This is a genomic window from Streptacidiphilus sp. EB103A, assembly GCF_041261405.1.
In the GTDB taxonomy this organism is placed as follows: domain Bacteria; phylum Actinomycetota; class Actinomycetes; order Streptomycetales; family Streptomycetaceae; genus Streptacidiphilus.
In genome coordinates this window covers 33373-56540 of record NZ_JBGCAQ010000011.1, presented here as the reverse complement: position 1 = coordinate 56540, position 23168 = coordinate 33373, and the positions used below count along the sequence as shown (strand labels likewise).

16 protein-coding genes are annotated in these 23168 nt (G+C 71.7%); 11 read left to right on the top strand and 5 right to left on the bottom strand.

Annotated features, from left to right (window positions below):
* Window positions 1-176: 176 nt before the first annotated feature.
* A complete protein-coding gene (locus tag ABH941_RS19285; RefSeq protein ID WP_370130829.1) occupies window positions 177-1916 on the top strand; it encodes a discoidin domain-containing protein in 1740 nt (579 codons plus the stop codon).
* Between the two features lie 867 nt (window positions 1917-2783).
* Here the strand turns inward: ABH941_RS19285 and ABH941_RS19280 are convergent.
* Window positions 2784-5111, bottom strand: a complete 2328-nt coding sequence (locus ABH941_RS19280; protein WP_370130640.1) for a molybdopterin-dependent oxidoreductase — start codon at window positions 5109-5111, stop codon at window positions 2784-2786.
* A 266-nt stretch (window positions 5112-5377) separates the two neighbouring features.
* Between ABH941_RS19280 and ABH941_RS19275 the strand changes: the two genes are divergently transcribed.
* A complete protein-coding gene (locus tag ABH941_RS19275; protein ID WP_370130638.1) occupies window positions 5378-7075 on the top strand; it encodes a SpoIIE family protein phosphatase in 1698 nt (565 codons plus the stop codon).
* 94 nt (window positions 7076-7169) lie between these two features.
* A complete protein-coding gene (locus ABH941_RS19270; RefSeq protein ID WP_370130636.1) occupies window positions 7170-8570 on the top strand; it encodes a PQQ-binding-like beta-propeller repeat protein in 1401 nt (466 codons plus the stop codon).
* Between the two features lie 46 nt (window positions 8571-8616).
* Here ABH941_RS19270 and ABH941_RS19265 read toward each other — a convergent pair whose 3' ends face one another.
* Window positions 8617-9426 (bottom strand): G1 family glutamic endopeptidase, encoded by an 810-nt coding sequence (locus ABH941_RS19265; RefSeq protein WP_370130635.1) that lies wholly within the window; start codon window positions 9424-9426, stop codon window positions 8617-8619.
* 257 nt (window positions 9427-9683) lie between these two features.
* Between ABH941_RS19265 and ABH941_RS19260 the strand changes: the two genes are divergently transcribed.
* The 3 genes from ABH941_RS19260 to ABH941_RS19250 are packed head-to-tail and all read left to right on the top strand — an operon-like array spanning window position 9684 to window position 15606.
* Window positions 9684-10706 carry a hypothetical protein gene (locus tag ABH941_RS19260; protein WP_370130633.1) on the top strand — a complete coding sequence of 341 codons (1023 nt, stop codon included), beginning with the start codon at window positions 9684-9686 and terminating at the stop codon, window positions 10704-10706.
* Window positions 10707-10714: 8 nt separating this feature from the next.
* The gene (locus ABH941_RS19255; protein ID WP_370130632.1) at window positions 10715-12595 is read left to right on the top strand and encodes an HSP90 family protein; all 1881 of its coding nucleotides are present in this window, start codon (window positions 10715-10717) and stop codon (window positions 12593-12595) included.
* A complete protein-coding gene (locus ABH941_RS19250; RefSeq protein WP_370130631.1) occupies window positions 12595-15606 on the top strand; it encodes a hypothetical protein in 3012 nt (1003 codons plus the stop codon). The genes ABH941_RS19255 and ABH941_RS19250 overlap by 1 nt, the downstream gene beginning before the upstream one ends.
* Window positions 15607-15631: 25 nt before the next feature.
* On the opposite strand, the gene ABH941_RS19245 is transcribed toward ABH941_RS19250, so the two are convergent.
* The 3 genes from ABH941_RS19245 to ABH941_RS19235 all read right to left on the bottom strand — a co-directional run bounded on the left by ABH941_RS19245 (window position 15632) and on the right by ABH941_RS19235 (window position 19034).
* Window positions 15632-16075, bottom strand: a complete 444-nt coding sequence (locus ABH941_RS19245; protein WP_370130630.1) for a helix-turn-helix transcriptional regulator — start codon at window positions 16073-16075, stop codon at window positions 15632-15634.
* Window positions 16076-16116: 41 nt separating this feature from the next.
* Entirely contained in the window at window positions 16117-18516 is a 2400-nt protein-coding gene (locus tag ABH941_RS19240; RefSeq protein ID WP_370130629.1) for an ATP-binding cassette domain-containing protein, read from the bottom strand.
* A 95-nt stretch (window positions 18517-18611) separates the two neighbouring features.
* Entirely contained in the window at window positions 18612-19034 is a 423-nt protein-coding gene (locus ABH941_RS19235; protein ID WP_370130828.1) for a nitroreductase family deazaflavin-dependent oxidoreductase, read from the bottom strand.
* A 234-nt stretch (window positions 19035-19268) separates the two neighbouring features.
* On the opposite strand from ABH941_RS19235, the gene ABH941_RS19230 reads away from it, so the two are divergent.
* The 5 genes from ABH941_RS19230 to ABH941_RS19210 all read left to right on the top strand — a co-directional run bounded on the left by ABH941_RS19230 (window position 19269) and on the right by ABH941_RS19210 (window position 23144).
* Complete coding sequence (locus ABH941_RS19230; RefSeq protein WP_370130627.1) at window positions 19269-19976, top strand: TetR/AcrR family transcriptional regulator; 708 nt, start codon at window positions 19269-19271, stop codon at window positions 19974-19976.
* Window positions 19977-20079: 103 nt separating this feature from the next.
* Window positions 20080-20793 carry a hypothetical protein gene (locus ABH941_RS19225; RefSeq protein ID WP_370130625.1) on the top strand — a complete coding sequence of 238 codons (714 nt, stop codon included), beginning with the start codon at window positions 20080-20082 and terminating at the stop codon, window positions 20791-20793.
* The gene (locus ABH941_RS19220; protein WP_370130624.1) at window positions 20793-21767 is read left to right on the top strand and encodes a hypothetical protein; all 975 of its coding nucleotides are present in this window, start codon (window positions 20793-20795) and stop codon (window positions 21765-21767) included. The genes ABH941_RS19225 and ABH941_RS19220 overlap by 1 nt, the downstream gene beginning before the upstream one ends.
* Before the next feature lie 31 nt (window positions 21768-21798).
* Entirely contained in the window at window positions 21799-22200 is a 402-nt protein-coding gene (locus ABH941_RS19215; protein WP_370130623.1) for a hypothetical protein, read from the top strand.
* The gene (locus tag ABH941_RS19210) at window positions 22197-23144 is read left to right on the top strand and encodes a hypothetical protein (RefSeq protein ID WP_370130622.1); all 948 of its coding nucleotides are present in this window, start codon (window positions 22197-22199) and stop codon (window positions 23142-23144) included. Before ABH941_RS19215 ends, ABH941_RS19210 begins: the two co-directional genes overlap by 4 nt.
* Window positions 23145-23168: the final 24 nt, after the last annotated feature.

Sequence of the window (23168 nt, the reverse complement as noted above, 5' to 3'; positions counted from 1 at the left end):
GACATTGACACCCGCACATCAACCGCTGTAGACATCGACCACCCCTTTCAGAGAGCGCTCTCAGGGAGAGGTCAAGGCTCCACAGGACCCCCCACCCGGTTCAAGGAGAGACCATGTCCACCAGCACTCCTGTCCATCTCCGCACCAGGCGCAGGCCGTACCTTCTCATCGCTCTGATGGTCGCCGTACTCGCCGCCCTGGTTCTGACCGTGAGCCAGTCACCCGCACGGGCGGCAGGCACACTGCTCTCTCAGGGAAAGCCCGCAACCGCCTCCTCCACCGAGAACGCCACCTTCCCCGCCTCGGCCGCCTTCGACGGCAACACCGGCACCCGCTGGTCCAGCGCGTTCAGCGATCCGCAGTGGATCCAGGTCGACCTCGGCTCCGAGGCCACCGTCAGCCAGGTCGTCCTGCAGTGGGAGGCGGCGTACGCGACCGCCTTCCAGATCCAGGTCTCCGACACCGGAACCGGTAACTGGACCACCGTCTACTCCACCACCACCGGCACCGGCGGCACCCAGACCCTCAACCTCACCGGCACCGGACGCTACGTCAGAATGAACGGCACCGCCCGAGCCACCGCCTACGGCTACTCCCTCTGGGAGTTTCAGGTATACGGGACTCCGGTCGCCAGCGGCGCCTGCGGCACGGCCAATGCGGCGCTGAACCATCCGGCCACCGCGTCCTCCAGCGAGAGCGCCACCTTCCCCGCCTCGGCCGCCTTCGACGGTGACACCGGCACCCGCTGGTCCAGCGCGTTCAGCGATCCGCAGTGGATCCAGGTCGACCTGGGCTCCTCGCAGCAGATCTGCCAGGTAGTCCTGCAGTGGGAGGCGGCCTACGCGACCGCCTTCCAGATCCAGGTCTCCGACACCGGAACCGGCAACTGGACCACCGTCTACTCCACCACCACCGCAACCGGCGGCACCCAGACCCTCAACCTCACCGGCACCGGACGCTACGTCAGAATGAACGGCACCGCCCGAGCCACCGCCTACGGCTACTCCCTCTGGGAGTTCCAGGTCCACACCGGCGCGTCCGCGACCGCCAGCCCGACCGCCTCCGCCAGCCCGACCAGCTCCACCACCCCCGACCCCAACGGCTTCTGGGGCGACACCAGCACGATCCCGGCGGCGCAGAACGTCGTCGAGGTCAAGATCCTCAACCGCACCTACGGCAAGTACCCCGACAGTCAGGTGTACTGGAGCTTCAACGGCCAGACCCACTCGATCGCCGACCAGCCCTACCTGGACATGCCGGCCAACTCCGCCGGCCGGATGTACTTCTACCTGGGGTCCCCGACCAGTCAGTACTTCGACTTCATCGAGTTCACCGTTGGAGCCAGCGTCTTCAACGGCAACACCACCCGCGTGGACGCCTTCGGCCTGAAACTGGCGATGCGCCTGCACGCCAAGGACGGCTACGACGTCCAGGTCGGCGAGGACCAGCAGACCTTCGCCGAGGACCGGTCGGTCACCTTCCAGAAGTTCATCGACTCGGTGCCGGCCGAGTTCAAGGTCCTGGCGCAGACCCAGGCTCCGTACCGGATCATCGCCCCCGGCAGCGACCCCAGCTTCCAGACCGGCGGCGTGAACGCCAACTACTTCACCGCCTACGCCAACTCCGTCGGCGTCAACGCCCCGACCTCCGACATCTTCGGCTGCGCCGGCGTCCTCGCGAGCAACCCGAACGAGTGCGCCGCCCTCAACCGCCATGTGGCCACTCTGACCACGGCCCAGCAGTCCGACCCGACCCAGTACTACCTCGCCGCCCCGGCCAACTACTACGCCAAGTTCTGGCACGACCACGACATCAACAACCTCGCCTACGGCTTCCCCTACGACGACGTCGCAGGCCAGTCCTCCTTCATCTCCCACTCCAACCCGCAGTGGTTGGAGGTCGCCGTCGGCTGGTAGCTCGCTGACAACACCGGCGCCCCGCCTCGCCCGCACCACGACCACGGGGGAGGCGGGGCACCACCGTCGCTACGACGGAATCCCTCTAGCGACCGAGTCCCCGTCCCGCCCCCGTCTCTGACGTGCGCCTTTGCTCCCGCTGACCGTCCGTCACCTCCATGGGGCACGATGCTCGGTCCCGGGCTGGGGTGGCTCGCTGTCGCTCGCGGCCAACTGCGCAGAGGGGGAGGGGGTGGTGGGGCGTGCGTTGCCGGGCGGCGCGCCGGTGCCGGGGCTGCAGAAACGTTCCTTCCGTGTGTCTTCGGCTGAACCTGGGTCACTTTTCGTACACCTGGTCACTTTTGGTACACGAATACCGGGATGAATCGGGCACAACGGCATGATCAAGTGGCACCTTGTCCCGAAAGTGACCCCGGTTTGCCTGAGGCATCCGATTTTGGGGTCACTCGACCTACTTTGGGGTCACTCGTCCGACGAATTGTGACCGCTATGTCCGATATGGCGTCGAAAGAGTGACCCAAAATAGGTCGAGTGACCCCAAATCGGTGAAGTCGCCCAGCCCCGCGCCCCCGCCGCACGCTCCGCGCCGGACCCAGGCCACCCCCGGCCCAGTCGCGCGGCGAAGCCGCTTCCTTCCGGGCGCGAGCCCGGGAAACGGCGGCCAGCTCGCCCACCACACGCTGCCGTTGCAACCGTGGAGCGCTACCCCCGCCCACCGCGAAACGCTCCGCGCCAGAGCGCCCCCACCCCCGCCCCAGTTGCCGGCGCGAAGCGCCTTCTTTGCGCCGGGCAGGCGCGAGACGGCGGGTAAGATCGCGCCGCCAGCGTTGCCGTTGCAAGCGTGGAGCGTGGGGCGTCGGCGCGCACCTACGGTGCTGCCGCCGCCACCTCCCGTACCACCCCCCGTACCTCCACCGGGATTCCGTTCAGGACGGCGGTTCCCGACAGCAGGTCGAGCGGGATCTCGTCCGTCAGGACGTTGCTGTTGACGCCCGGTTCGCGGGCGGCGAGGGGGAGGCGGGTGGCCGGGTCGTCGTGGCCCCAGCCGTGGGGGAGACTGACGACGCCCGGCATGACGCCGTCGGTGACCTCGGCCTCGGCGTGGAGTTCGCCGACCCGGGAGCGGACCTGGACCTGTTGGCCGGTGTCGATGCCGAGGCGTTCGGCGTCCGCCGGGTGGAGCTGGAGGGTGCAGCGATTGCTGCCGCCGGCGAGCAGCGGGACGTTGTGCATCCAGGAGTTGTTGGAGCGCAGCTGCCTGCGGCCGATCAGGAGCAGGCCGTCCGTCGGGGCGGAGCCGAGCTCGGCCAGGTGGACGGCCAGTCGGGCGGCCTCGGCGAGCAGTTGCGGGGGCGCGAGTTCGACCCTGCCGCTGGGGGTGCGGAGGACTCCGGGCAGGCGGGGGCGCAGCGGGCCGAGGTCGAGGCCGTGCGGGGCGGCGGCGAGGACGTCCAGGCTGAGGCCCTCCGGCTCGGCGCCGAAGCCGTCGCCGTAGGGGCCGCCGCGCAGCATCAGGTCGAGCAGGCGCTCCTGGCGGCTGCGGTGCGCGACGGCGGCGAGGAGTTCCTCGGGGTCGCGACCGTGGGCCGGGGAGGAGGGGTCGGCGGCGATGCGGCGGGCGGTGTCGGCGGCGGTGAGGTCGTCGAGCTGCTGGGCGGTGACGGTGCCGCCGAGCGCGGCGGCGGCGAGTCGCAGCAGGACCTCGGACTCGTCCAGCTCGCCGGGGCCGAGCGGCAGGCTCGGCGGCGACCAGTGGGCGGTGTTGCGGATCGAGAAGGAGGCGAACACCAGGTCGTAGTGGCTGCGGGCGAGTGGGGAGGCTGCGGGCAGGACGACATGCGCGTGCCGGGTCGTCTCGTTGAGGTAGGCGTCGACGCTGACCATGGCGTCGAGCGAGGCCAGCGCGGTGCCGAGGCGGGAGCTGTTGGGGGTCGACAGGACCGGGTTGCCCGCGATGGTGATCAGGCCGCGTAGTCGGGACCCGGACGCGGTGCCGGACGCCGAACCATCCGCATCCGCATCCGCTGACGGTGTGTCGATCTCCTCGGCCAGGGCCCCGGCCGGGAACTCGCCGAAGACGCTGGGGAGTCCGCGGACCCGGGTGCGGCGGGAGCCGGGCACCCGCACCCCGCGCCCCCGTCCGGGCTCGCCCGTGGTGGTGGGCGAGCCGGCTGCCGGTTCGGGCCACATCACCCCGCCGGGGCGGTCCAGGTTGCCGGTCAGCGTGTTGACCACGTCGACCAGCCAACTCGCCGCGGTGCCATAGGCGGTGGTGGTGGTCCCGATCCGGCCGTAGACGGCGGCGCTGGGGGCGGCGGAGAGCTCCCGGGCGATCCTGCGTACGGTGTCGGCCGGGACCCGGGTCGCGGCGGCCACCGCCTCCGGGGTGAACGGCTTGAGGGCGACGCCGAGTTCGTCCAGGCCGTTGAGGTGGGGAGCCGCCTGGGGGCCCGGGTCGGCCAGGCCCTCCTCGATCAGGGTCCGGGCGATCCCGGCGAGCAGCAGCGCGTCGGTGCCCGGGCGGATGGCCAGGTGCTCGTCGGCGATCTCGGCGGTACGGGTGCGGCGCGGGTCGACCACGACCAGCCGTCCGCCGCGCCGGCGCAGGGCGCGGAGCCGTCCGGGCAGGTCGGGGGCGGTGAGCAGGCTGCCGTTGGACACCATCGGGTTGGCGCCGAGGACGAGCAGGTAGTCGGTGCGGTCGATGTCGGGGATGGCGATCGACAGTTCGGTCCCGTACATCAGCCCGGAGGCGACCTGCTTGGGCATCTGGTCGACGGTGCTGGCACTGAAGCGGTAGCCGGTGCCCAGGGCCTGGATCAGGGTGCGGCTGTAGAGGCTCAGCCCGAGGTTGTGCACGGTCGGATTGCCCAGGTAGACGCCGACGCTGTCGGCTCCGTGCTCCCGCAGCAGCGGCGCCAGCAGCCGTCCCGCCTCGGCGAACGCCTCGTCCCAGCTCACCTCGGTCCAGCTGCTGCCCCGCCGGACCAACGGGGTGCGCAGCCGGGCCGGGTCGGAGTGCAGCTGGCCGAGGGCGACGCCCTTGGGACAGATGTAGCCGCGGCTGAACGGGTCCTCGGCGTCCCCGCGCACCCCGATCGCCTCGCCGGCGCCGTCGGGGCCGGGACCGATGGTGACGGTGAGCCCGCAGGTCGCCTCGCACAGCGGGCAGGTGCGGTGCGTGGTGGCAGTCATGCCCGCGAGCGTAACCCGCGACGGGGACGGCGGGAACGGTGCGGAGGTCCCCGGCCGCCGGCCGTTGCAGCGTCGGCCGTCGGGCTTCCTGGCCCTTTCCGCGAGCCAACGGCGCTGGTCGGGGGTGGGGTCGGTTACCGTGAGGCGGCATCGGACGGCAAGGAGGATCCCGCAGTGCTCGGCCGAGAGAGCTGTACCCAGGAGGTGTCCGACCGCGGCAGGTCCGTCGTCGGGGAGCAGCCGGCCGCTGCCCCGGGCCGTCCGCCGTGCTGAACGACGCCTCCTCGCCGCTGGCGCAGGAGATCCTGCGGCAGATGCTGGACGGCACCACGGCGGGGGTCGCCGTGCTGGACCGCGAGCTGCGCTACGCCTACGTCAACCCCACCCTGGCCCGGATGAACGGCGTGCCGCCCGACGACCACCTGGGCCGGACCATCGGCGAGGTGCTGCCCGGGATCGACGCCAGGGAGGACGTGCTGTGGCTGGTCCTGGGCGACGGCATCCCCAGGGAGGTGACCTCCAGCGGCCACACCCGGGCCGGGTCCGACCGTGAGCGGCGCTACTGGCACGGCGCGTACCACCGCATCGAGGACGACGGGCAGGTGCTGGGCATCATCGGCATCGTGCTGGAGGTCACCGACGCCCGGGAGCAGCAGCACGCCCTGGAGGAGGCGCGGGCCCGGCTGGCGATGCTGGACCGGGCGGCCACCGTGATCGGCACCACCCTGGACATGGACACCACCTGCGAGGAGCTCGCCTCCTTCCTGGTGCCCGCCCTCGCGGACATCGCCACGGTGGAGGTGATCCCGGTGGACGGCACCACCGAGCTGCGACCGCCGCCCCCGGGAGTGCTGCGGCTGCGCCGCGCCGCGATGGCGGCACTGCCGCGGCTGCGCGAACGGTCGCGGATGTTCGAAGCCCCCGGCCAGTACGTGGACTACCAGCCCGGATCGGCCATTCCGCGCTGTCTGGAGACCGGGCAGCCGATCGTCGAGAACCTGCCCAGCGACGAGGCGCTGAGCCGCTCCGCACCGGACCCGCAGCGGGTGGCCCGCTACCGGGAGGCGGGCATCCACTCCGCGATGGTGATCCCGCTCTCGGCGCGGGGGGCGCCGGTCGGCACCCTCACCATGGTCCGCGCGGGCGGCTCCCCCGCCTTCACCGACCAGGACATCGTCACCGCCCAGGACCTGGCCGGACGTGCCGCGATCAGCCTGGACAACGCCCACCGCTACACCCGCGAGCACCACATCGCCCTGCAGCTGCAGCGCGCCCTGCTGTCGGGCCCCAGCCATCCGCATCCGGGCCTGGAGATCGCCACCCGCTACCTGCCCTCCGGCACCAGCGCGCTGGTCGGCGGCGACTGGTTCGACAGCGTCCGGCTGTCCGACGAACGGACCCTGCTGGTCATCGGCGACGTCATGGGCCACGGCGTCGCCGCGGCCGTGGACATGAGCCACTACAGCGCGACGCTGCGGGTGGTCGCCGACGAGGGACTGCCGCCGCACGAGATCCTGGCACGGATGGACGCGCTGATGGCCCGGTTGGCCGGGGAGCGGCCGGCCACCTGTCTGCTGGCTCTGGTCGACGCCCGCCACGGCATCTGCACCTACTCCAGCGCCGGTCACCTGCCGCCCGCGGTCGTGGACCACCGCAACCGGCTGCAGCTCGTGGACGTGCCGACCGGCCCGCCGCTGGGCACCGGCCAGGGCGGCTACTCCTCGTTCACCCGGCCGTGCGTCGGCGGCGACACCCTGCTGCTCTACACCGACGGCCTGGTGGAGCGCCGCGGCGAGGACATCGACCGCTCGCTGCAACGGCTGACGGAGATTCAGCTCCCGCCCGACCCACCGCTGGACCGGCTGCTGGACGACCTCCTGGAGCAGCTGATGCGCTACGGCACCGACGCCGAGGACGACGTCGCCGTGCTCGCGGCCCGGTGCACGCCGCAGGAGGGGCGCTAGGGCCGGGAGGGTCGGGCCGGTTCGCACCTGCCTGCGGCCCCGAGCGTGCGGGAGACTGGGGGCGGATCGACCCGGACCGTGGAGGTGGTCGGGCATGGCGCGTTCCCGGGCAGGGTTCCTCGTCCCGCTCTGCGCTGCCGCGCTGCTGGTCGGCACGGCAGCCTGCGGCGGCTCCGGGCCCGTCGCCGCGCCGGCTCCCGCGCCGCTCACGCTCACCCCGGGCAGCCGCCACCCAAACCCGTCGCTGCCCGGTGACTGGACGACCTACCACCATGACGCGGCCCGCAGCGGCTCGGTGACCGGCCTGCCGCAGGCGGGTCCGGTCCGGAAGGCCTGGAGCACGGTCCTCGACGGCGCGGTCTACGCCCAGCCGCTGGTCGTCCGCGGCACCGTCGTCGCGGCGACCGAGAACGACACCCTCTACGGCCTGAGCGGGACCGACGGCCACATCCTCTGGCAGCGCCACATCGGCACCCCGGCCCGCCTCGACGAGCTGCCCTGCGGCAACATCGACCCGCTGGGCATCACCGGAACCCCGGTCTACGAGCCGACGACCGGCCTGGTCTTCGCCGTCGCCGAGCTCAGCGGCGGACGGCACGTACTGGTGGGGGTCGACCCGGCCACCGGCGCGCTGCTGAGCCGCCGCGAGGTGGAACCCCCGCGCGGCGACCCCCGCGCCCACCAGCAGCGGGGCGCGCTGGCCGCGGTCGACGGCAGGGTGCTGATCGCCTACGGCGGACTGTACGGGGACTGCGGCGACTACACCGGCGGCGTGGTCTCCGTGCCTGCCGAGGGCAGCGGGCCGGTACGCGACTACACCGTGCCCACCGGCCGCGAGGGCGGGATCTGGGCGACCGGCGGCCCGGTGGTGACCGGCAGCGGCGGCACCGCCAGGATCTTCGTCTCGGTGGGCAACGGCGCGTCCAGCACCGGCTACGACGGATCGGACTCGGTCCTGGACCTCACCCCCGCGCTGACCCGCGCCGACTGGTTCGCCCCGGCCACCTGGGCCGACGACAACAGCCGGGATCTCGACCTGGGCTCGATGACCCCGGCCGTCGTCGGCCGCTTCGTGCTGATCGTGGGCAAGCGCGGCACCGGCTTCGTCCTCGACTCCACCCGTCTCGGCGGCGACGGTGGCCAGCTTTCGCAGGCGCCGGTCTGCAGCGCGTACGGCACCGCGGCGGTCCTGGGCAGCTCAGCCTTCGTCCCCTGCGACCGCGCCCTGGCCCGGGTGGACATCGGTCCGGACGGCGCGCTCCGCACCGCCTGGCGCATCCCGCTGGGCGCGGCCGGATCGCCGGCCGTCGGCGGTGGCGCGGTCTGGGTCGTCGACTACGCGTCAGGCACGCTGCACGCCCTGGACCCCGCCACCGGCCGCTCCCTCGCCGAAGCGCCGACCGGCCCCGTCCCCCACTTCGCCGCGCCGGTGCTCAGCGGCTCCCGCGTGCTGCTGGGCACCGGCAACGGGGTCACCGCCTTCAGCGGCGGCTGAACACGGGGATGGGGACGGGGACGGGGCACTGCGCAGGGCAGCCCGGTCAGCCCCCGGTGCTCAGCCAGGTGGCGGTGAACTTGCGACCGCCGCTCAGGGCCGAGACGGAGTCCTCCTGGACGCCCTTCATGTCCTGGAGGTTGCCGGTCCACAGGTCGTAGCTGCCGAGGCTCTTGCCGTTGGCGGTGGCGCCGCCGAAGGTCACCGAGCCGAAGTCGGTGACATTGCCCGACGTGCCGGCGTCACCGTTGTCGGAGTTGGCCTCGACGATCACGTTCGCCGAGGTGGGGGTCCCGCCGGTGGAGACCTGGGTCTCGGTCTCGGTCCTGGTCCAGCCCTGGGTGACATTGGCCAGCGTCAGGGTGAACACATTGTTCCCCTTGTAGGTGACCGAGGCATGGATGTGGTCGCCCGGCGCGGTCTTCACGGTCATCGGCACGCCGGCCGCCGGATACATCTCCCACCAGGCGTAGTAGTCCGGTGTGGTGCCGTTGCAGTTCGCGGCGGTGCCGGTCTGCGCGATGGTGCCGGCGCCGCTCAGCCCGACCCAGAAGCCGGTCTGCTGATTGCCCCCGGCGCAGACGGCGGACGGCTGGATCCAGTTCGCGGTCACCGAGGTGAAGCTCCCGTTGATCGCCGAGTAGCCGGACCCGAAGTTGTAGCCGGTGCCCTTGGTGACGGTGGCCGCGCCGGCGCTGTGCACCACCGCCCCGGCGGCGACGAGAGCGGTGACCGTCCCGATGCCGATGGCCGCGAGACGGCGCGGGCGGCGGATCGCCCGGTGGCGGGGGCGGGAGTCGGGGCTCGGAGCCGGGCTCGAACTCAGGTCGGGAACGGCGTCGGGGGTAGGACTCATTGCTGGGGTCTCTCCTGTGCGTGCGTCAGGACGGGGGTCGGGCGCGCACCGCCGCAGCGGTCATGCGCCACCCCTCAGTGGCCCCGGAACCGAAAAAGGTTGCCCGGATCCGCTCCCATGCACTGCCGCCGAACCTCCACAAGTCCCCTCAACTGCGGCGGAGCACCCGAAAACCTGCTGCGGCAGCGCTGCTGATGTCGGCTATTCTGCGGCTGCCAGCCGCGCGAACCGCCGAGCCGGCGTTGGAGGGGGAACACGTGTCAAACCTTTCGCTGCTGGTCGCTGCCGGGTTCGGGGCCTCCATCGCCGCTCGCGCGTACGCGAATCGCAAACCCGCCACCGGCGGACCGAAAGCGGTGCCGATCGACCCCGGCTACGGCGACCCGGAGCTGACGGCGCTCCGGAAGGCCGTGACGGCCGCGGACTGGTCTGCCACCGCCGCGATCCTGCAACCCTGCCGGGACCGGGGCGACCATGCCCGGCTGACCTGGCTGACCATCGCCGTCGAGGACCTCGGCAGCAAGTTCCTGCTCAAGCTCCCCGAGCAGCGGCCGGACGACCCGCTCGCCCTCACCCTCTCCGGCGTGCGGCAGGTCGCCCGGGCCTGGGAGGCGCGCAGCGGCGCCTATGCTTCCCAGGTCTCCCAGCAGCAGTTCCGGACCTTCCACGAGCTCCTCCGTACCGCCGAGGAACACCTCTACACCGCAGTCGAGTTGGACCCGGAGTCGGCCACGCCCTGGCACGCCCTGACCAATGCCTCGCGCGGTCTGGGGCACGGCCTCGAAGTGACCCGTCGACGGTTCGAGGCCGGGGTCCGCCGCGCGCCGCACCACGTCGCCCTGCACTCGGCGATGCTGCAGCAGCTGTGCGCCAAGTGGGGCGGCTCCCACGAGCAGATGCACGAATTCGCCCGGGAGTCGTTGGCGCAGGCCCCGCCCGGCAGCGCCATGGGCCTGCTGACCGCCACCGCGCACCTCGAGCACTGGCTCGACCTGCCAGAGGGCGAGCGGGCCGGCTACATGCGCGGGTACCAGGTCCGTGCCGAACTCGACCGGGCCGCAGCCGTATCGGTGCTGCACCCGGGCTTCGCTCCCTCCGAATCGCCCTGTACCGCCCTCAACGCCTTCGCCATGGCGTACTGGCTCGCGGGCGACCGGCGCTCCGCCAAGGAGCTGTTCCGGCGCATCGGCGACCGTCCGACCCGCCAGCCCTGGGGCTACGCCGGGAATCCGGGGCAGGTCTTCGCCAGGGCACGGCAGGAATGCAAGAAGGGGAAGTAGGAACCACAGTGAGCACCACAGAGCCGGACCACACGTTCCAGGTCGACCTCCGCGGCCTCGTCGACCTGCTGTCGCACCATCTCTACTCCTCCCCCCGGGTCTATCTGCGGGAGCTGCTGCAGAACGCCGTCGACGCGATCACCGCGCGGCGCATGCTCGACCCGTCGGCCCCGGGCCGGATCACCATCCGTACCGGCGTCGACGGCGGCGTCACGGTCGAGGACTCCGGTGTCGGGCTCACCGAGGCCGACGTCCACACCTTCCTGGCCACCATCGGCCGCTCCTCCAAGCGGGGCGCCGACGGCAACCTGGACCTGTCCGCCGCACGCTCCGACTTCATCGGCCAGTTCGGCATCGGCCTGCTCGCCTGCTTCGTCGTCGCCGACGAGATCACCGTGGTGTCGCGCAGCGCCCGGGAACCGGGTGCGCCCGCCGTCGAATGGTGCGGCCGCAGCGACGGCACGTACAGCCTCCGGACGCTGCCGGGCGGAGCCGTCGCGCAGCCCGGCACCACGGTGACCCTGGCCCCCCGCGCCGACGGCAGCGAGTGGCTGGAGCCCGGACGGGTGCTCCAACTGGCCCGGCACTTCGGTTCGTTGCTCCGCTACGAGGTCGAGGTGGTGGACCGGCACGGCGACGTGGTCAGGGTGAACGACACCCCGCCGGTCTGGGAACGGCCGTACGGCTCGCCCTTCGCCCGCCGCGAGGCGCTGGCCGCGTACGGGCGGACGGTCTTCGACTTCACCCCACTGGACACCATCGACCTGGACATCCCGCTGGTCGGGCTCAAGGGCGTGGCCTTCGTACTGCCGACGCCCGCGCACCCGACCAAGCGGTCCGGCAACCGGGTGCACCTCAAGGGCATGCTGCTGTCCGACCAGGCCACCGAACTGGTCCCGGACTGGGCCTTCTTCGTGTCCTGTGTGGTGGACACCACCGGCCTGCGCCCGACCGCCTCGCGGGAGGCGCTGTACGAGGACGAGACGCTGGCCGCCGTCCGCGACGCCATCGGCGAGCGCATACGCCAGTGGCTGACCGGACTCGCCGCCTCGGACCTGGCGCTGCTGCGGCGCTTCCTGGACGTGCACCACCTCGCCGTCAAGGCGCTGGCCAGGTACGACGACCAACTGCTGGCGCTGCTGCTGCCGTGGCTGCCCTTCGAGACCACGGACGGCACGGTCAGCCTGGACGAGTTCAGCCGCGCCCACCCGGTGGTGCTGGTCACCCAGACCGTCGAGGAGTTCCGGCAGGTCGCGCCGATCGCGGCCGCCGCCGGGCTCGGGGTGGTCAACGGCGGCTACACCTACGACCGCGAACTGGTGCACCAGCTCCCGCAGGTACGGCCCGGTGTCAGCGTCGCGGACCTGGACCCGGAGACGGTCACCGCGCACCTCGACAGCGTCGACCCGGCGGCCGAGCTCGCCGCCGCCGCGTTCCTGGCGCGCGCCCGCGCGGTGGCGGACCGGCTCGACACCGATGTGGCGCTGCGCTCCTTCCAGCCCGTCGGGGTGCCCGCGATGCTGGTGGACAACCGGGAGGCCCGCCATGAGCGCCGGCGTTCCGAACTGTCGTCCGGCGCAGACGAGTTGTGGGCCGGGATCCTCGGCTCGCTGAGCTCGTCCGCACCACGTGCCCAGCTGATCCTCAACCACCTCAACCCGCTGATCCGCAGGCTCGCGGAGCTGGCCGGGACGGTCGACCCACAGCTGTCGGAGACGGCGATCGAAGCGCTCTACGGCCAGGCCCTGCTGCTGTCCCGGCGACCGCTGCGTCCGACGGACCACGCCCTGCTCAACCGCTCGTTCCTGGGCCTGCTGGAGTTCGCGACCCAGGCCGCCGGAACCGGCACCAGCACCGGAACCGGCACCACAACCGGGGAGGCCCGCTGATGACCGCGCCCACCACGAAGGAAGAGTTCTTCCAGGCGATGGCCGAGAACCGGGAACGCCCCAGGGGGCGCGCCACGGCAGCGGTGGCCGAGGAGCTGGTGGAGGCCGCCGAGGCGTTCGGTGACCCCGAGGTCACCGTCTCGGCCCTGGTGGAGCTGATGCGCGCCTACCACGGCAGCGGCGAGGCGGTGAAGTACCCGGTCGCCTTCGCACGGCTGCTGCGGCTGTGGGACGAGACCCCGGAGTCCTTCGACGAGCAGGAGGTGCACCGGCTGTACTGGTTCTTCAAATGGGTCGGCACCGGGCTGCTCTCCACGCCGGACGTGCCGCTCGCGTCGGTCCGCGGCTGGATCGCCGAGATGCGCCGCCGCTACCGGGAGGCCGGCCATGACCTGCAGCCGGTCTATGCCCAGGAGTACTACCTGGCGGAGCAGTTGGGTGAGCGGGAGGAGCTCGCCTTCGAGCTGTGGACCACCCGTGGGCGGACCGGGTTCAGCGACTGCGAGGCCTGCGAGGCCAGAGCCCGCGCCGACCACCACATCGCGCACGGCGAGGACGAGCGCGGCCTCGCCGAGCTCCGGCCGACCCTGGAGGGCCGCAGCAGTTGCGACGAGGAGCCGCACGGCAGCCAGGCGTTGGCCCTGCTGCCGCTGCTGCGGCTCGGACGGCACGACGAGGCCCGGGCCGCGCATCTGACGGGCTATCGCAAAGTGCGCGGCCAGGAGTCCGAGCTCACCCCGGTCGGCCGGCACCTGGAGTTCTGCGCGCTCACCGGCAACGAGGCCCGCGGCCTGGAACTGCTGGCGCAGAACCGCGCGCTGTTCGACTTCACCGCCGCCCCGTCCAGCCGCCTGGAGTTCCTCACCGGCGTCGAACTGCTGCTGGCCCGGCTGGTCGAGACCGGCCACGGCCAAGTGCCGTGCGCCGGACCGCTGCTGAGGGACGGGACGGAGTGGAGCGTGGCCTCGCTCCAGGACGCGGTCAGCGCCCAGGCCGATGAGCTGGCATCCCGCTTCGACGCCCGCAACGGGAACGACGCGGTGTCACGGCGCCGTCGTGAGCGACTGGCCGTCCGGCCGCTTGTCGCGCAGCTGAACCTGGGCGTGCAGACCTCGGCGCCGGCCTCGGAAGCGGGACCGCTGGCCGCCTCGGTCTCCGCGCCGGTCGAAGCACGGACGTCGTCGGCCACCGAGATGCCCGCGGACTTCACCGAACTCGTCGCCGAGGTCCACCGGTTGGACCAGGAGGGCCACCCCGGCGCGCGGGCGCTGTGGGACGCGCTGCTGGAACGCGCCGAGGGTGCGGACGCCGGCGCCGTGGACGACCTGCTGCGCGGAGAGATCGCTTCGGAACTGGCCCAGCGCGCCGCCAACAGCAAGGACTGGGACGCCTGTTCCGCCCGCTTGCGCGAGGCCGTCGAGCACTACACCAGGGTCGGCCGGCCCGCGCGCGGGATCGCGTCGGAGTCGCGGCTCGCCTGGAGCGAGGCGGTCCGCGACGACGTGGCCGACGCGCCCGCGGCGGTGGAGGCGGCCTGGCCGGTCCTCGACGAACTGCTGGCCCGCATCGAGGCGCTGATCTCGGCCGGTTTCGCCACAGAGGAGGAAGCGAGCGAGGCGCTGCGGCGGAAGCTGGTGGTGCGGCAGAGCCGCGTCTTCACGGCACGTCAGGCGGCGATCCGGGCCGGCAGCCCGGAACAGCACGCCCGGTGGACCGAACTGTTCACCGCCGAGGCCAGGACCTTGATCGCCGAAGGTTCCGCCGCCGAGCGGCCGGCACAGTCCACGGTGGCCCTTGAGGTGCTCGCCGAGTTCCAGGCCAGGCACGGCGAGGCGGTGGAGGCCGAAGCCTCGGCCCGTCGCGCCATCGAGATCTTCACCGAGCAGGACTGGCCGTGGCGGCTTCCTCGCGGCCGTCTCATGCTGGCGCTCGCGCTCGGCGGACAGGGACGGCCCGCCGAGGCGATGGCCGAGCTCGAACGGGGACTGGCCGAGGCCACGCCGGAGGTCGAGGCGGACGACCTGACGCCGCTGCACCGGCTGCTCGGCAGCATGGCGCTGCGGGCCAAGCAGTACCCGACGTCGGTACGGGCGTTCTCCGAGGCGGCGGCGCGGCTGGACCGCGAAGGCAAGGCGCCGCAGGCACGCGAGACACGCTGGGAGCTGAGCCGGGCGCTGCTCGCGCAGGGTTCGACCGGCGACGCGGTGGCCGTGCTGGAGACGCTGCTGGACCCGGCCGGCCCGGTCGTCTCTGCGAGCGCCGACGGCGACAACGGCCGCGACACCCAACCCGACGGCGCCGCGACGCCTTCCGCGGACGAGCAGTTGACGGCGCAGATCCGGGTCGACCTGGCCAACGCCCTGCTGACGATCGGCGAGCCGCGCGACGCCGCGGCGGAGTTCCTGCTCCTGGCCGACGCCGTCAGCCGCTGGTCCGAGAAGGGGCCGCTGACCTCCGCCGCGGCGGGGGCCGCGGGCGCGCTCGCCCAGGCGGGCAACTGGGAGGGCGCGCGGGCGGCGCTGGAGCGCGCGCTGGCCTCCAACGCGGAGTCCCCGTGCATCCCGGACCTGACCGACGCATTGCGCACCCTCGCCGTCGAGGCGGTCGACGCCCGGGGCGCGGAGGCGGCCGAAGAAGCGCTCGGCTATGTGGACCGGGCCGACCGGCTGCGCGAGGAGTTCCCGGACGCCGCGCGCGAACAGTTCATCAGCGTGGAGGTCGACCGGGCGCAGTGCTGCTACACCCGCGGACGGGTCCATGCCGCCGTGGGCGACCCCGGGGACGCGCTGGCCGCCTTCGAGCAGGCGATCGTCTGCTACGAGGAGGCGGGCCATGCCACCGTGCCGGCCCGCTTCGAGGCGATCCGGATGGCGGCGCTCATGGAGGGACGGGCCCTGGACCGGGCCGCTGCGGCACAGGAGCGTCTGGCCAAGGCCGCCGCCGAGGCCCGGGCCGCAGGACTGGCCAACGCCGCGACCACGCTCCAGCGCCTGCGGGACAGCCTCGGCTGACGCCCCGGCAGACCAGACCCAGGTCCTAGGTCGCCTCGCCGGTCGGCGTCTCCCGGTTCCGCACCGGCCTGGTCGCCTGCTTCGCCACGCACGACGGCATTCCCGCCGTCGTGCGTGCGCCGTCGCGCCGGTAGACGCTGGGCGGCACCCCGACCAGCTCGGTGAAGCGCGTGCTGAAGGTGCCCAGCGACGAGCAGCCGACCTCGAAGCAGACCTCGGTGACGCTGAGGTCGCCACGGCGCAGCAGCGCCATGGCCCGCTCGATCCGTCGTGTCATCAGATAGCTGTACGGCGACTCGCCGTAGGCGAGCCGGAACGCGCGGCTGAGGTGCCCGGCCGACATGTGCTCGCCGCGGGCCAGCGCCTCGACGTCCAGCGGCTGCGCGTACTCCCGGTCGATCCGGTCGCGGATCCGCCGCAGCCGTACCAGGTCGCGCAGGCGCTGGGCCTCGTCAGGTTTGCTGGTCACTCTCGAAATCGTGCCATACCCGAATCCGACCGGCGGTGCGGTCAGCCGCCGACGTAGTCCGCGAGGTGCTCGCCGGTGAGGGTGGAGCGGGTCGCCACCAGGTCTGCGGGCGTGCCCTCGAAGACGATCCGGCCGCCGTCGTGGCCGGCGCCGGGGCCGAGGTCGATGATCCAGTCGGCGTGCGCCATGACCGCCTGGTGGTGCTCGATGACGATCACCGACTTGCCGGCGTCGACGAGCCGGTCGAGCAGGCCGAGCAGGTTCTCGACATCGGCGAGGTGGAGGCCGGTGGTCGGCTCGTCGAGGACGTAGACGCCGCCCTTCTCGGCCAGGTGGGTGGCCAGCTTGAGCCGCTGCCGTTCGCCGCCGGACAGCGTGGTGAGCGGCTGGCCTAGGGTGAGGTAGCCGAGCCCGACGTCGGCGAGCCGTCCGAGGATGGCGTGCGCGGCCGGAGTGCGCGCCTCGCCGGCGCCGAAGAACTCCTCGGCCCCGGTCACCGACATCGCGAGCACCTCGCTGATGTCGCGGCCGCCCAGGTGGTAGTCCAGGACCGCCGCCTGGAACCGCTTCCCCTCGCACTCCTCGCAGGTGGTGGCCACGCCGGCCATCATCGCCAGGTCGGTGTAGATCACCCCGGCGCCGTTGCAGTTCGGGCAGGCGCCCTCGGAGTTGGCGCTGAACAGGGCCGGCTTCACGCCGTTGGCCTTCGCGAACGCCTTGCGGATCGGTTCCAGCAGGCCGGAGTAGGTCGCCGGGTTGCTCCGCCGGGAGCCGCGGATCGCACCCTGGTCGATCGACACCACGCCGGCGCCGTCAGCCCCTGTGCCCTTCACCAGCGACCCCTTCACCAGCGACCCCTGGACCAGCGAGCTCTTGCCGGAGCCGGCCACGCCGGTGACCACGACGAGCACCCGGAGCGGGATGTCGACGTCGACGTCGCGCAGGTTGTGCTCGGTCGCGCCGCGGATCTCCAGCGCGCCGGTGGGCGTCCGCACCTTCTCCTTGAGGGCGGCCCGGTCGTCGAAGTGCCGTCCGGTGACGGTGCCGCTGGACCGCAGCCCCTCGACACTGCCCTCGAAGCAGACGGTGCCGCCACCCGTGCCGGCGCCGGGGCCGAGGTCCACCACATGGTCGGCGACCGCGATCGTCTGCGGCTTGTGCTCCACGACGAGCACTGTGTTGCCCTTGTCCCGCAACCGCAGCAGCAGGTCGTTCATCCGGCTGATGTCGTGCGGGTGCAGGCCGATGGTGGGCTCGTCGAACACATAGGTGACGTCGGTGAGCGAGGAGCCGAGGTGGCGGATCATCTTGACACGCTGGGCCTCGCCGCCCGACAGCGTGCCCGCCGGCCGGTCGGTCGAGAGGTAGCCGAGGCCGATCTCCACGAACGAGTCGAGCGTGTGCCCCAGCGAGGCGAGCAGCGGCGCGACCGAGGGCTCGTCCAGACCGCGCACCCATTCGGCCAGGTCGCTGATCTGCATCGCGGACGCCTCGGCGATGTTGGTCCCGCCGATCCGCGACGACCGGGCCGCGTCGTTGAGCCGGGTCCCCTCGCAGTCGGGGCAGGTGGTGAAAGTGACCGCCCGGTCCACGAACTCCCGGATGTGCGGCTGCATGCCCTCCTTGTCCTTGGCGAGCATGGACTTCTGAATACGAGGGACCAGCCCCTCGTAGGTCATGTTGATGCCCTCGATCTTCATCCGGACCGGCTCGCGGTGGAGGAAGTCGTACATCTCCCTCTTGGTGTACTGACGGATCGGCTTGTCCGGGTCGTAGAAGCCCGAGGAACTGTAGAGCCGGTAGCTCCAGCCCCCCGGTTTGTAGCCGGGGACGGTGAGCGCGCCCTCGGCGAGCGACTTGGAGTCGTCGAAGAGCTGGGTGAGGTCGATGTCGGTGACCGAGCCGCGGCCCTCGCAGCGCGGACACATCCCCCCGACGATGGCGAACTCGCGACGCTCCTTCACGGTCTGGCCGCCGCGCTCCATGGTGACCGCCCCCGCGCCGCTGATCGAGGCGACATTGAAGGAGAACGCCTTCGGCGAGCCGATGTGCGGCTGCCCTAGCCGGCTGAAGAGGATGCGCAGCATCGCGTTGACGTCGGTGGCGGTGCCGACCGTGGACCGGGGGTCGGCGCCCAGCCGCTGCTGGTCCACGATGATCGCGGTGGTCAGCCCGTCCAGCACGTCGACCTCGGGCCGCGCCAGGGTCGGCATGAAGCCCTGCACGAACGCGCTGTAGGTCTCGTTGATCAGCCGCTGCGACTCCGCGGCGATGGTGCTGAACACGAGCGAGCTCTTGCCCGAACCGGAGACGCCGGTGAACACCGTCAGCCGACGCTTCGGGATCTCGATGCTGACGTCCTTGAGGTTGTTCACGCGCGCGCCGAGCACGCGGATCAGATCGTGGCTGTCGGCGGCGTGCGGCGCGATGCTGGTGTCCATGACGGTCACCCTAGGGGCGTCACGGGGGCCGCGCTTCTCGATTCCTGACGGGTCCCGTCGACTCTTCCGGCGTGGACTGTGCGGATCGACCCTGCTCAGGCCGCGGTGATCCGGAAGACCGGGAATCCCGGGGCGATGCGCTCCAGGTCCTCCTCCGGGGAGTCGGCGGTGATGCCCTCGAAGAAGTAGCCGACCTCCCAGGCCCAGCGCTTGAGGTAGTGGCGCAGCACGGCCGGCTTGTCGGCGTCGGCGATCTCGACGGCGGTGAAGGCTTCAGTCTTCCTGCCGAGCCGCAGCTCGCCGCCGCCGGCGGCGCGCATGTTGCGGACCCACTGGGTGTGGCCGCGCGGGGCGACCAGGAAGCGCTCGCCGTCGAGGGTCATCAGATTGACCGGGGTGGTGCGCCACTCACCGCTCTTGCGGCCGCGGACGGCCAGCACGCGGGAGTCGAGGATGCTGATGCCCCGGTTGGTCAGCCAGATCATGACCTTGCGGGTGATCCGGTCCATGGTGACCATCAGGCGGCCCTGCGGGGTGATCAGGCGGGTGGTCGCGGCGTCGGCGGTGCTCATGATGTGCTCCTTCGGTGGGTTTCGGGTGGATGCGGGCGGGGATCTGTTTCGAGAGCGGTGCTCTCGTTTGCGTGATATGACTATCGCGCGACCAGCGCACACTGTCAAGAGCACTGCTCTCGAAAGTAACCGCCGCATCTAGTTGCGTGCAGCGCTCTTGACCGTGGCACACTGTCCGACATGGCAGCAGCGATCCGAACCGCACGTGAGCGGGCCCGTGAGGAGCTCACCCGCGAGATCAAGAAGGAAGCCCGCCGACAACTCGCCGAGGAGGGCGCCCAGCGCCTCTCCCTGCGCGCCGTCGCCCGCGAACTGGGCATGGTCTCCTCCGCCCTGTACCGCTACTTCCCCAGCCGGGACGACCTGCTCACCGCGCTGATCATCGACGCCTACAACGCCCTGGGCGAGCGCGCCGAGCAGGCCGTCGCCGCCGCCCCGCCCCAGGACGCCCGCGCCCAGTGGCAGGCCCTCTGCCACGCCGTCCGCGCCTGGGCGCAGCAGCATCCGCACGAGTACGCCCTCCTCTACGGCACGCCCGTCCCCGGCTACGCCGCCCCGCCCGAGACGGTCGCCCCCGCCGCCCGGGTCGCCCTCGCGCTGATCTCGGTACTCCGCCACGGCGCCGCCCGGGTCGAGCTCGCCGCTCCGGTCCGCCCCCTGCAGGGCGTCTTCGCCGAGCAGATCGCCGCCCTGGTCGCGCAGGTCGCCCCGGACGTCAACGCCGGCATCCTCAGTCGCGGCCTGGTCGCCTGGACCCAGCTCTTCGGCATGATCAGCTTCGAGCTGTTCGGACACCTGGTCGGATCGGTCACCCCCGCCGACGGCTTCTTCGCCCACACCGTCGAGGAGATGGCCGACTTCCTCGGCCTCCCCGACAGCGCCCCCTGAGACCCTCCGAATCCCCCGGTCACCTTCCGTCACAGGTTCCCGGTAGGGTCCGTGTCCGGACACACATCATCGAAACGCATCACAGCGCACACGGGGGCGGAACTTGGCTGCCGACGATCTACCGGGCCCGGTGGTGACATTCCTCAATGTCATCGGCGTCCCCTGGCCCTATCTGAACGAGGACGAAGTGCGTCGGTTCGCCGACATGGTCCGGAAGTTCGGCCAGGCCGTGGAGCAGACGCACCAGGAGTCCACCACCGCGATGGCGAACTTCGCACAGGCCTACCAGGGCGCAGCAACGCGGCAGATGCAGTCCGGCTGGACCCAGCTGTCCGAACGGCACACCCGGGAACTGGTGGAGGGCTGCCGCCTCCTCGCGGAGGCGCTGGACCTCGCTGCGGACTACATCATCGCCCAGAAGGTCGAGGCGCTGGCCGAACTCATCGCCATGGCGGCGACGTTCGTGGCCGACCAGGCGGCAGCGGTGGCCACGCTCGGGCTGGCCGAGGCTGCCGTCCCGCTGATCATCGCCACCGGGAAGAAGCTGCTGGAGACGCTGAAGCAGCAGATCATCCAGCACATCATGGGCGAGGTCATCGAGGCCGCCGCCAAGCCGCTCTTCGCCAAGATCGAGACGGCCATGTCGGGCCTGGACTGGTCGCAGACCAGCCCCGCCGGCGCGAGCGACCCCGGCGACGGCTTCACCATCGACCACGGCACCGCCGGAGCACACCTGAAGGTGCTCAGCGGGCACGCGGACACCCTCCGCGGCCACGCGGACGTGCTGCGGCAAGGCATGGCCGGGCTGGCCTTCTGATGAGCGGCGGCGGAGAGGAGAAGGCGGTCTTCCACGCCTTGAAGGCGGACGCGGAGAAGAGCCTCCCGAAGATCGCGGAGAAGCACGCCGGGCTGGTCGACGCAACGGTGGAGAAGGGAACCAGGAACCTCGCCGAGCACGCGGCCAACGAGAAGGAACTCGCCGACGCCTTCCGGTCCAAAATGCCCAAGGACAACCCCCTGACGGACCCGAAGCCGCCCGCACCGGGCACGTCACGGATCACCCAGGCCCTGGACTCCGGCGCAGCACCCCAGCTCGGCCGCGACGCCCTGCACGACTCGCCCGACTTCAACACCCAGATCGACCACGAACTGAACGCCCGCGGCCTCAACCGCGCCGAACACGACCGCCTCCGCACCACCCCCACCAACAACCTGACGGACGAGCAGATCCAGCAGGTGGTGGACGTCCGCAACACCATCAAGATCGCGGACGGGCAGGTCGTCACCAAGGTGCTCGGGCCGGACGTGGCCACGTCGTACCTGAAGAACGCGGAGCAGATGCCCGATGGAGGGGTGTTCGACCCTACGAGATTCGGTGGCTCCATCGCCCGCGGCACCGACACCGCCGGCCTCACCACCCCCTCCGAACTGCGCGACGCCCTCGCACTTGACGACAAGGGCGTCGGATGGACGCCCGTCCCCGAGGGAGCCACAGAGGCATACCAGTTGCGTCTGAAAGCGCCGGAAGGGCTCAAGGCCGACACCACCTTCGGCGCCGTGGACGACCCCGCCGCCGCGCAGCACGTCGCGGACCTGGCGGGGGCAAGCAAGGGACGGCCCTGGAATGATCCTTTCACCGGAACCGGATACACGGGCGGCGGAATCCCCGAGTGGGAGGCGGCTCGCACCGGGATTCCACCAGGCGCGGAGATCTGGAGGATGACCCCGGACGGCAGCGAATCCCTCGCGGGCTACTACAACGGAAGCAAGTGGATCGGAACCAATGGCTGACACACCCGATTACCGAGGGGGGCGATATGCCGTGTACCAGGAACATGCCTACTGGGCCGTCGGAGACAGCAACTCGCCCATGATCACGCTCTGCGTACGCGACGGCGACCCCGAGCCGGAGGGGCTGGAGCCGAATACCGACCCGCGCGGACCCACCGACTCCTACCTCGTGAACCCCCGAGCTGTCACCGCCTGGTACGACTCCAGCTGGACCTTCCGCTGGAAGGGCGAAGAGTTCGCCAGCTATGGATCCGGCGACGGCCGGATCACCGGCTACTACCAGGGCACCCAGGGGGCGCCTTTCGCCTCGGTGTATCTGAAGCGCGTCGGTGTCATCGAGTACGAGGGCACCTTCCCCCTGGAAGAGGTCACCGACCTCACCGAGGAGCGCTACGACCTGCTCGCTGCCTGGAAGGCCAAGCACCCCGAATGACCACCCCCACCGCCGCCGGCCTTTCCCCCCGCACCATCATCCAGCTCCCGATCACCCGTCAGCTCGCCGAGCAGTACCTCGGCAACACCGTCGTCCCCGGCGAGTTCGAGCCCTCCCGGATGTGGGGCCTGTGCTCCCGTCTCGTGGACGTGACCGCCGCCGAATCCGGAGCGCAGGCGCGGGCCTACCACGGCCTCGCCGAGGACGAGCTGAACTTCCCTGCGGGCGACGGCCTGTTCGTGCTCCGCTTCCAGGCGCATTGGCCAGCCCTGTTCCAGGCCTCTTTCGGCGGCCAGAGCACCGCCGGCGCGGCGCGGCTCGGCTCCACTCTCGTGCTGCCCGACCCGTTCCTCGGCACCGGCTACACCAAGTACGCACCCGCGGCCGTCCCCGAGTACTGGCTGGAGCTCACCGACGTCCCGGTCGGCGCCGAGATCTGGCACTTCGCCGAGGACGGCGCCGAAGGCTGGGAACAGGCGCTGGCCCGCTACCCCGGCCGCTTCACCGGCTGGCACGCCTTCCCCGCCGCAGAGACGCTGGGCCTCCCCTCCGACCGCGTCGCGCCCGCTCCGGACGGCAGCATCCCGCGCGGCCCGGTCGTCACCTTCCAGGGCTCGCCCTACCTCGCCGACTTCGGCCCCAACCCGGGCGAGGCCACCGTCTACCGAGCCGCCGAGGACGGCACGATGATGTCCCGTCCGCTGGAGTTCGAGCTGTGCGACGAGGTTACCTACCGTCGACTGCTCGCATCCTGGCGCGGCAGCCGCTTCGAAGTCCTGGCCGTCGCCGACGGAATCGCCACCCTCGCACTCACCACCGGAAACGCCGAGGAGGCCGCCCACCTCGGCCTCCCCTCCGCAGGCCGCCACGCCTGGCGCACCCAGGCACCGACCGACGAACTCACCGAGGTCACCGAGGAGACCCGCCAGATCGCGGCCCCGTAGCCGCGCGTTGGCCGAGGAGGGGCG

What these genes read in the sequence shown, in the direction of transcription:
- ABH941_RS19285 (WP_370130829.1), top strand. Translation starts at nt 177, where the DNA reads ATGGTCGCCGTACTCGCCGCCCTGGTTCTGACCGTGAGCCAGTCACCC.
- ABH941_RS19280 (WP_370130640.1), bottom strand. Translation starts at nt 5,111, where the DNA reads ATGACTGCCACCACGCACCGCACCTGCCCGCTGTGCGAGGCGACCTGC.
- ABH941_RS19270 (WP_370130636.1), top strand. Translation starts at nt 7,170, where the DNA reads ATGGCGCGTTCCCGGGCAGGGTTCCTCGTCCCGCTCTGCGCTGCCGCG.
- ABH941_RS19265 (WP_370130635.1), bottom strand. Translation starts at nt 9,426, where the DNA reads ATGAGTCCTACCCCCGACGCCGTTCCCGACCTGAGTTCGAGCCCGGCT.
- ABH941_RS19250 (WP_370130631.1), top strand. Translation starts at nt 12,595, where the DNA reads ATGACCGCGCCCACCACGAAGGAAGAGTTCTTCCAGGCGATGGCCGAG.
- ABH941_RS19240 (WP_370130629.1), bottom strand. Translation starts at nt 18,516, where the DNA reads ATGGACACCAGCATCGCGCCGCACGCCGCCGACAGCCACGATCTGATC.
- ABH941_RS19235 (WP_370130828.1), bottom strand. Translation starts at nt 19,034, where the DNA reads ATGGTCACCATGGACCGGATCACCCGCAAGGTCATGATCTGGCTGACC.
- ABH941_RS19230 (WP_370130627.1), top strand. Translation starts at nt 19,269, where the DNA reads ATGGCAGCAGCGATCCGAACCGCACGTGAGCGGGCCCGTGAGGAGCTC.
- ABH941_RS19220 (WP_370130624.1), top strand. Translation starts at nt 20,793, where the DNA reads ATGAGCGGCGGCGGAGAGGAGAAGGCGGTCTTCCACGCCTTGAAGGCG.
- ABH941_RS19210 (WP_370130622.1), top strand. Translation starts at nt 22,197, where the DNA reads ATGACCACCCCCACCGCCGCCGGCCTTTCCCCCCGCACCATCATCCAG.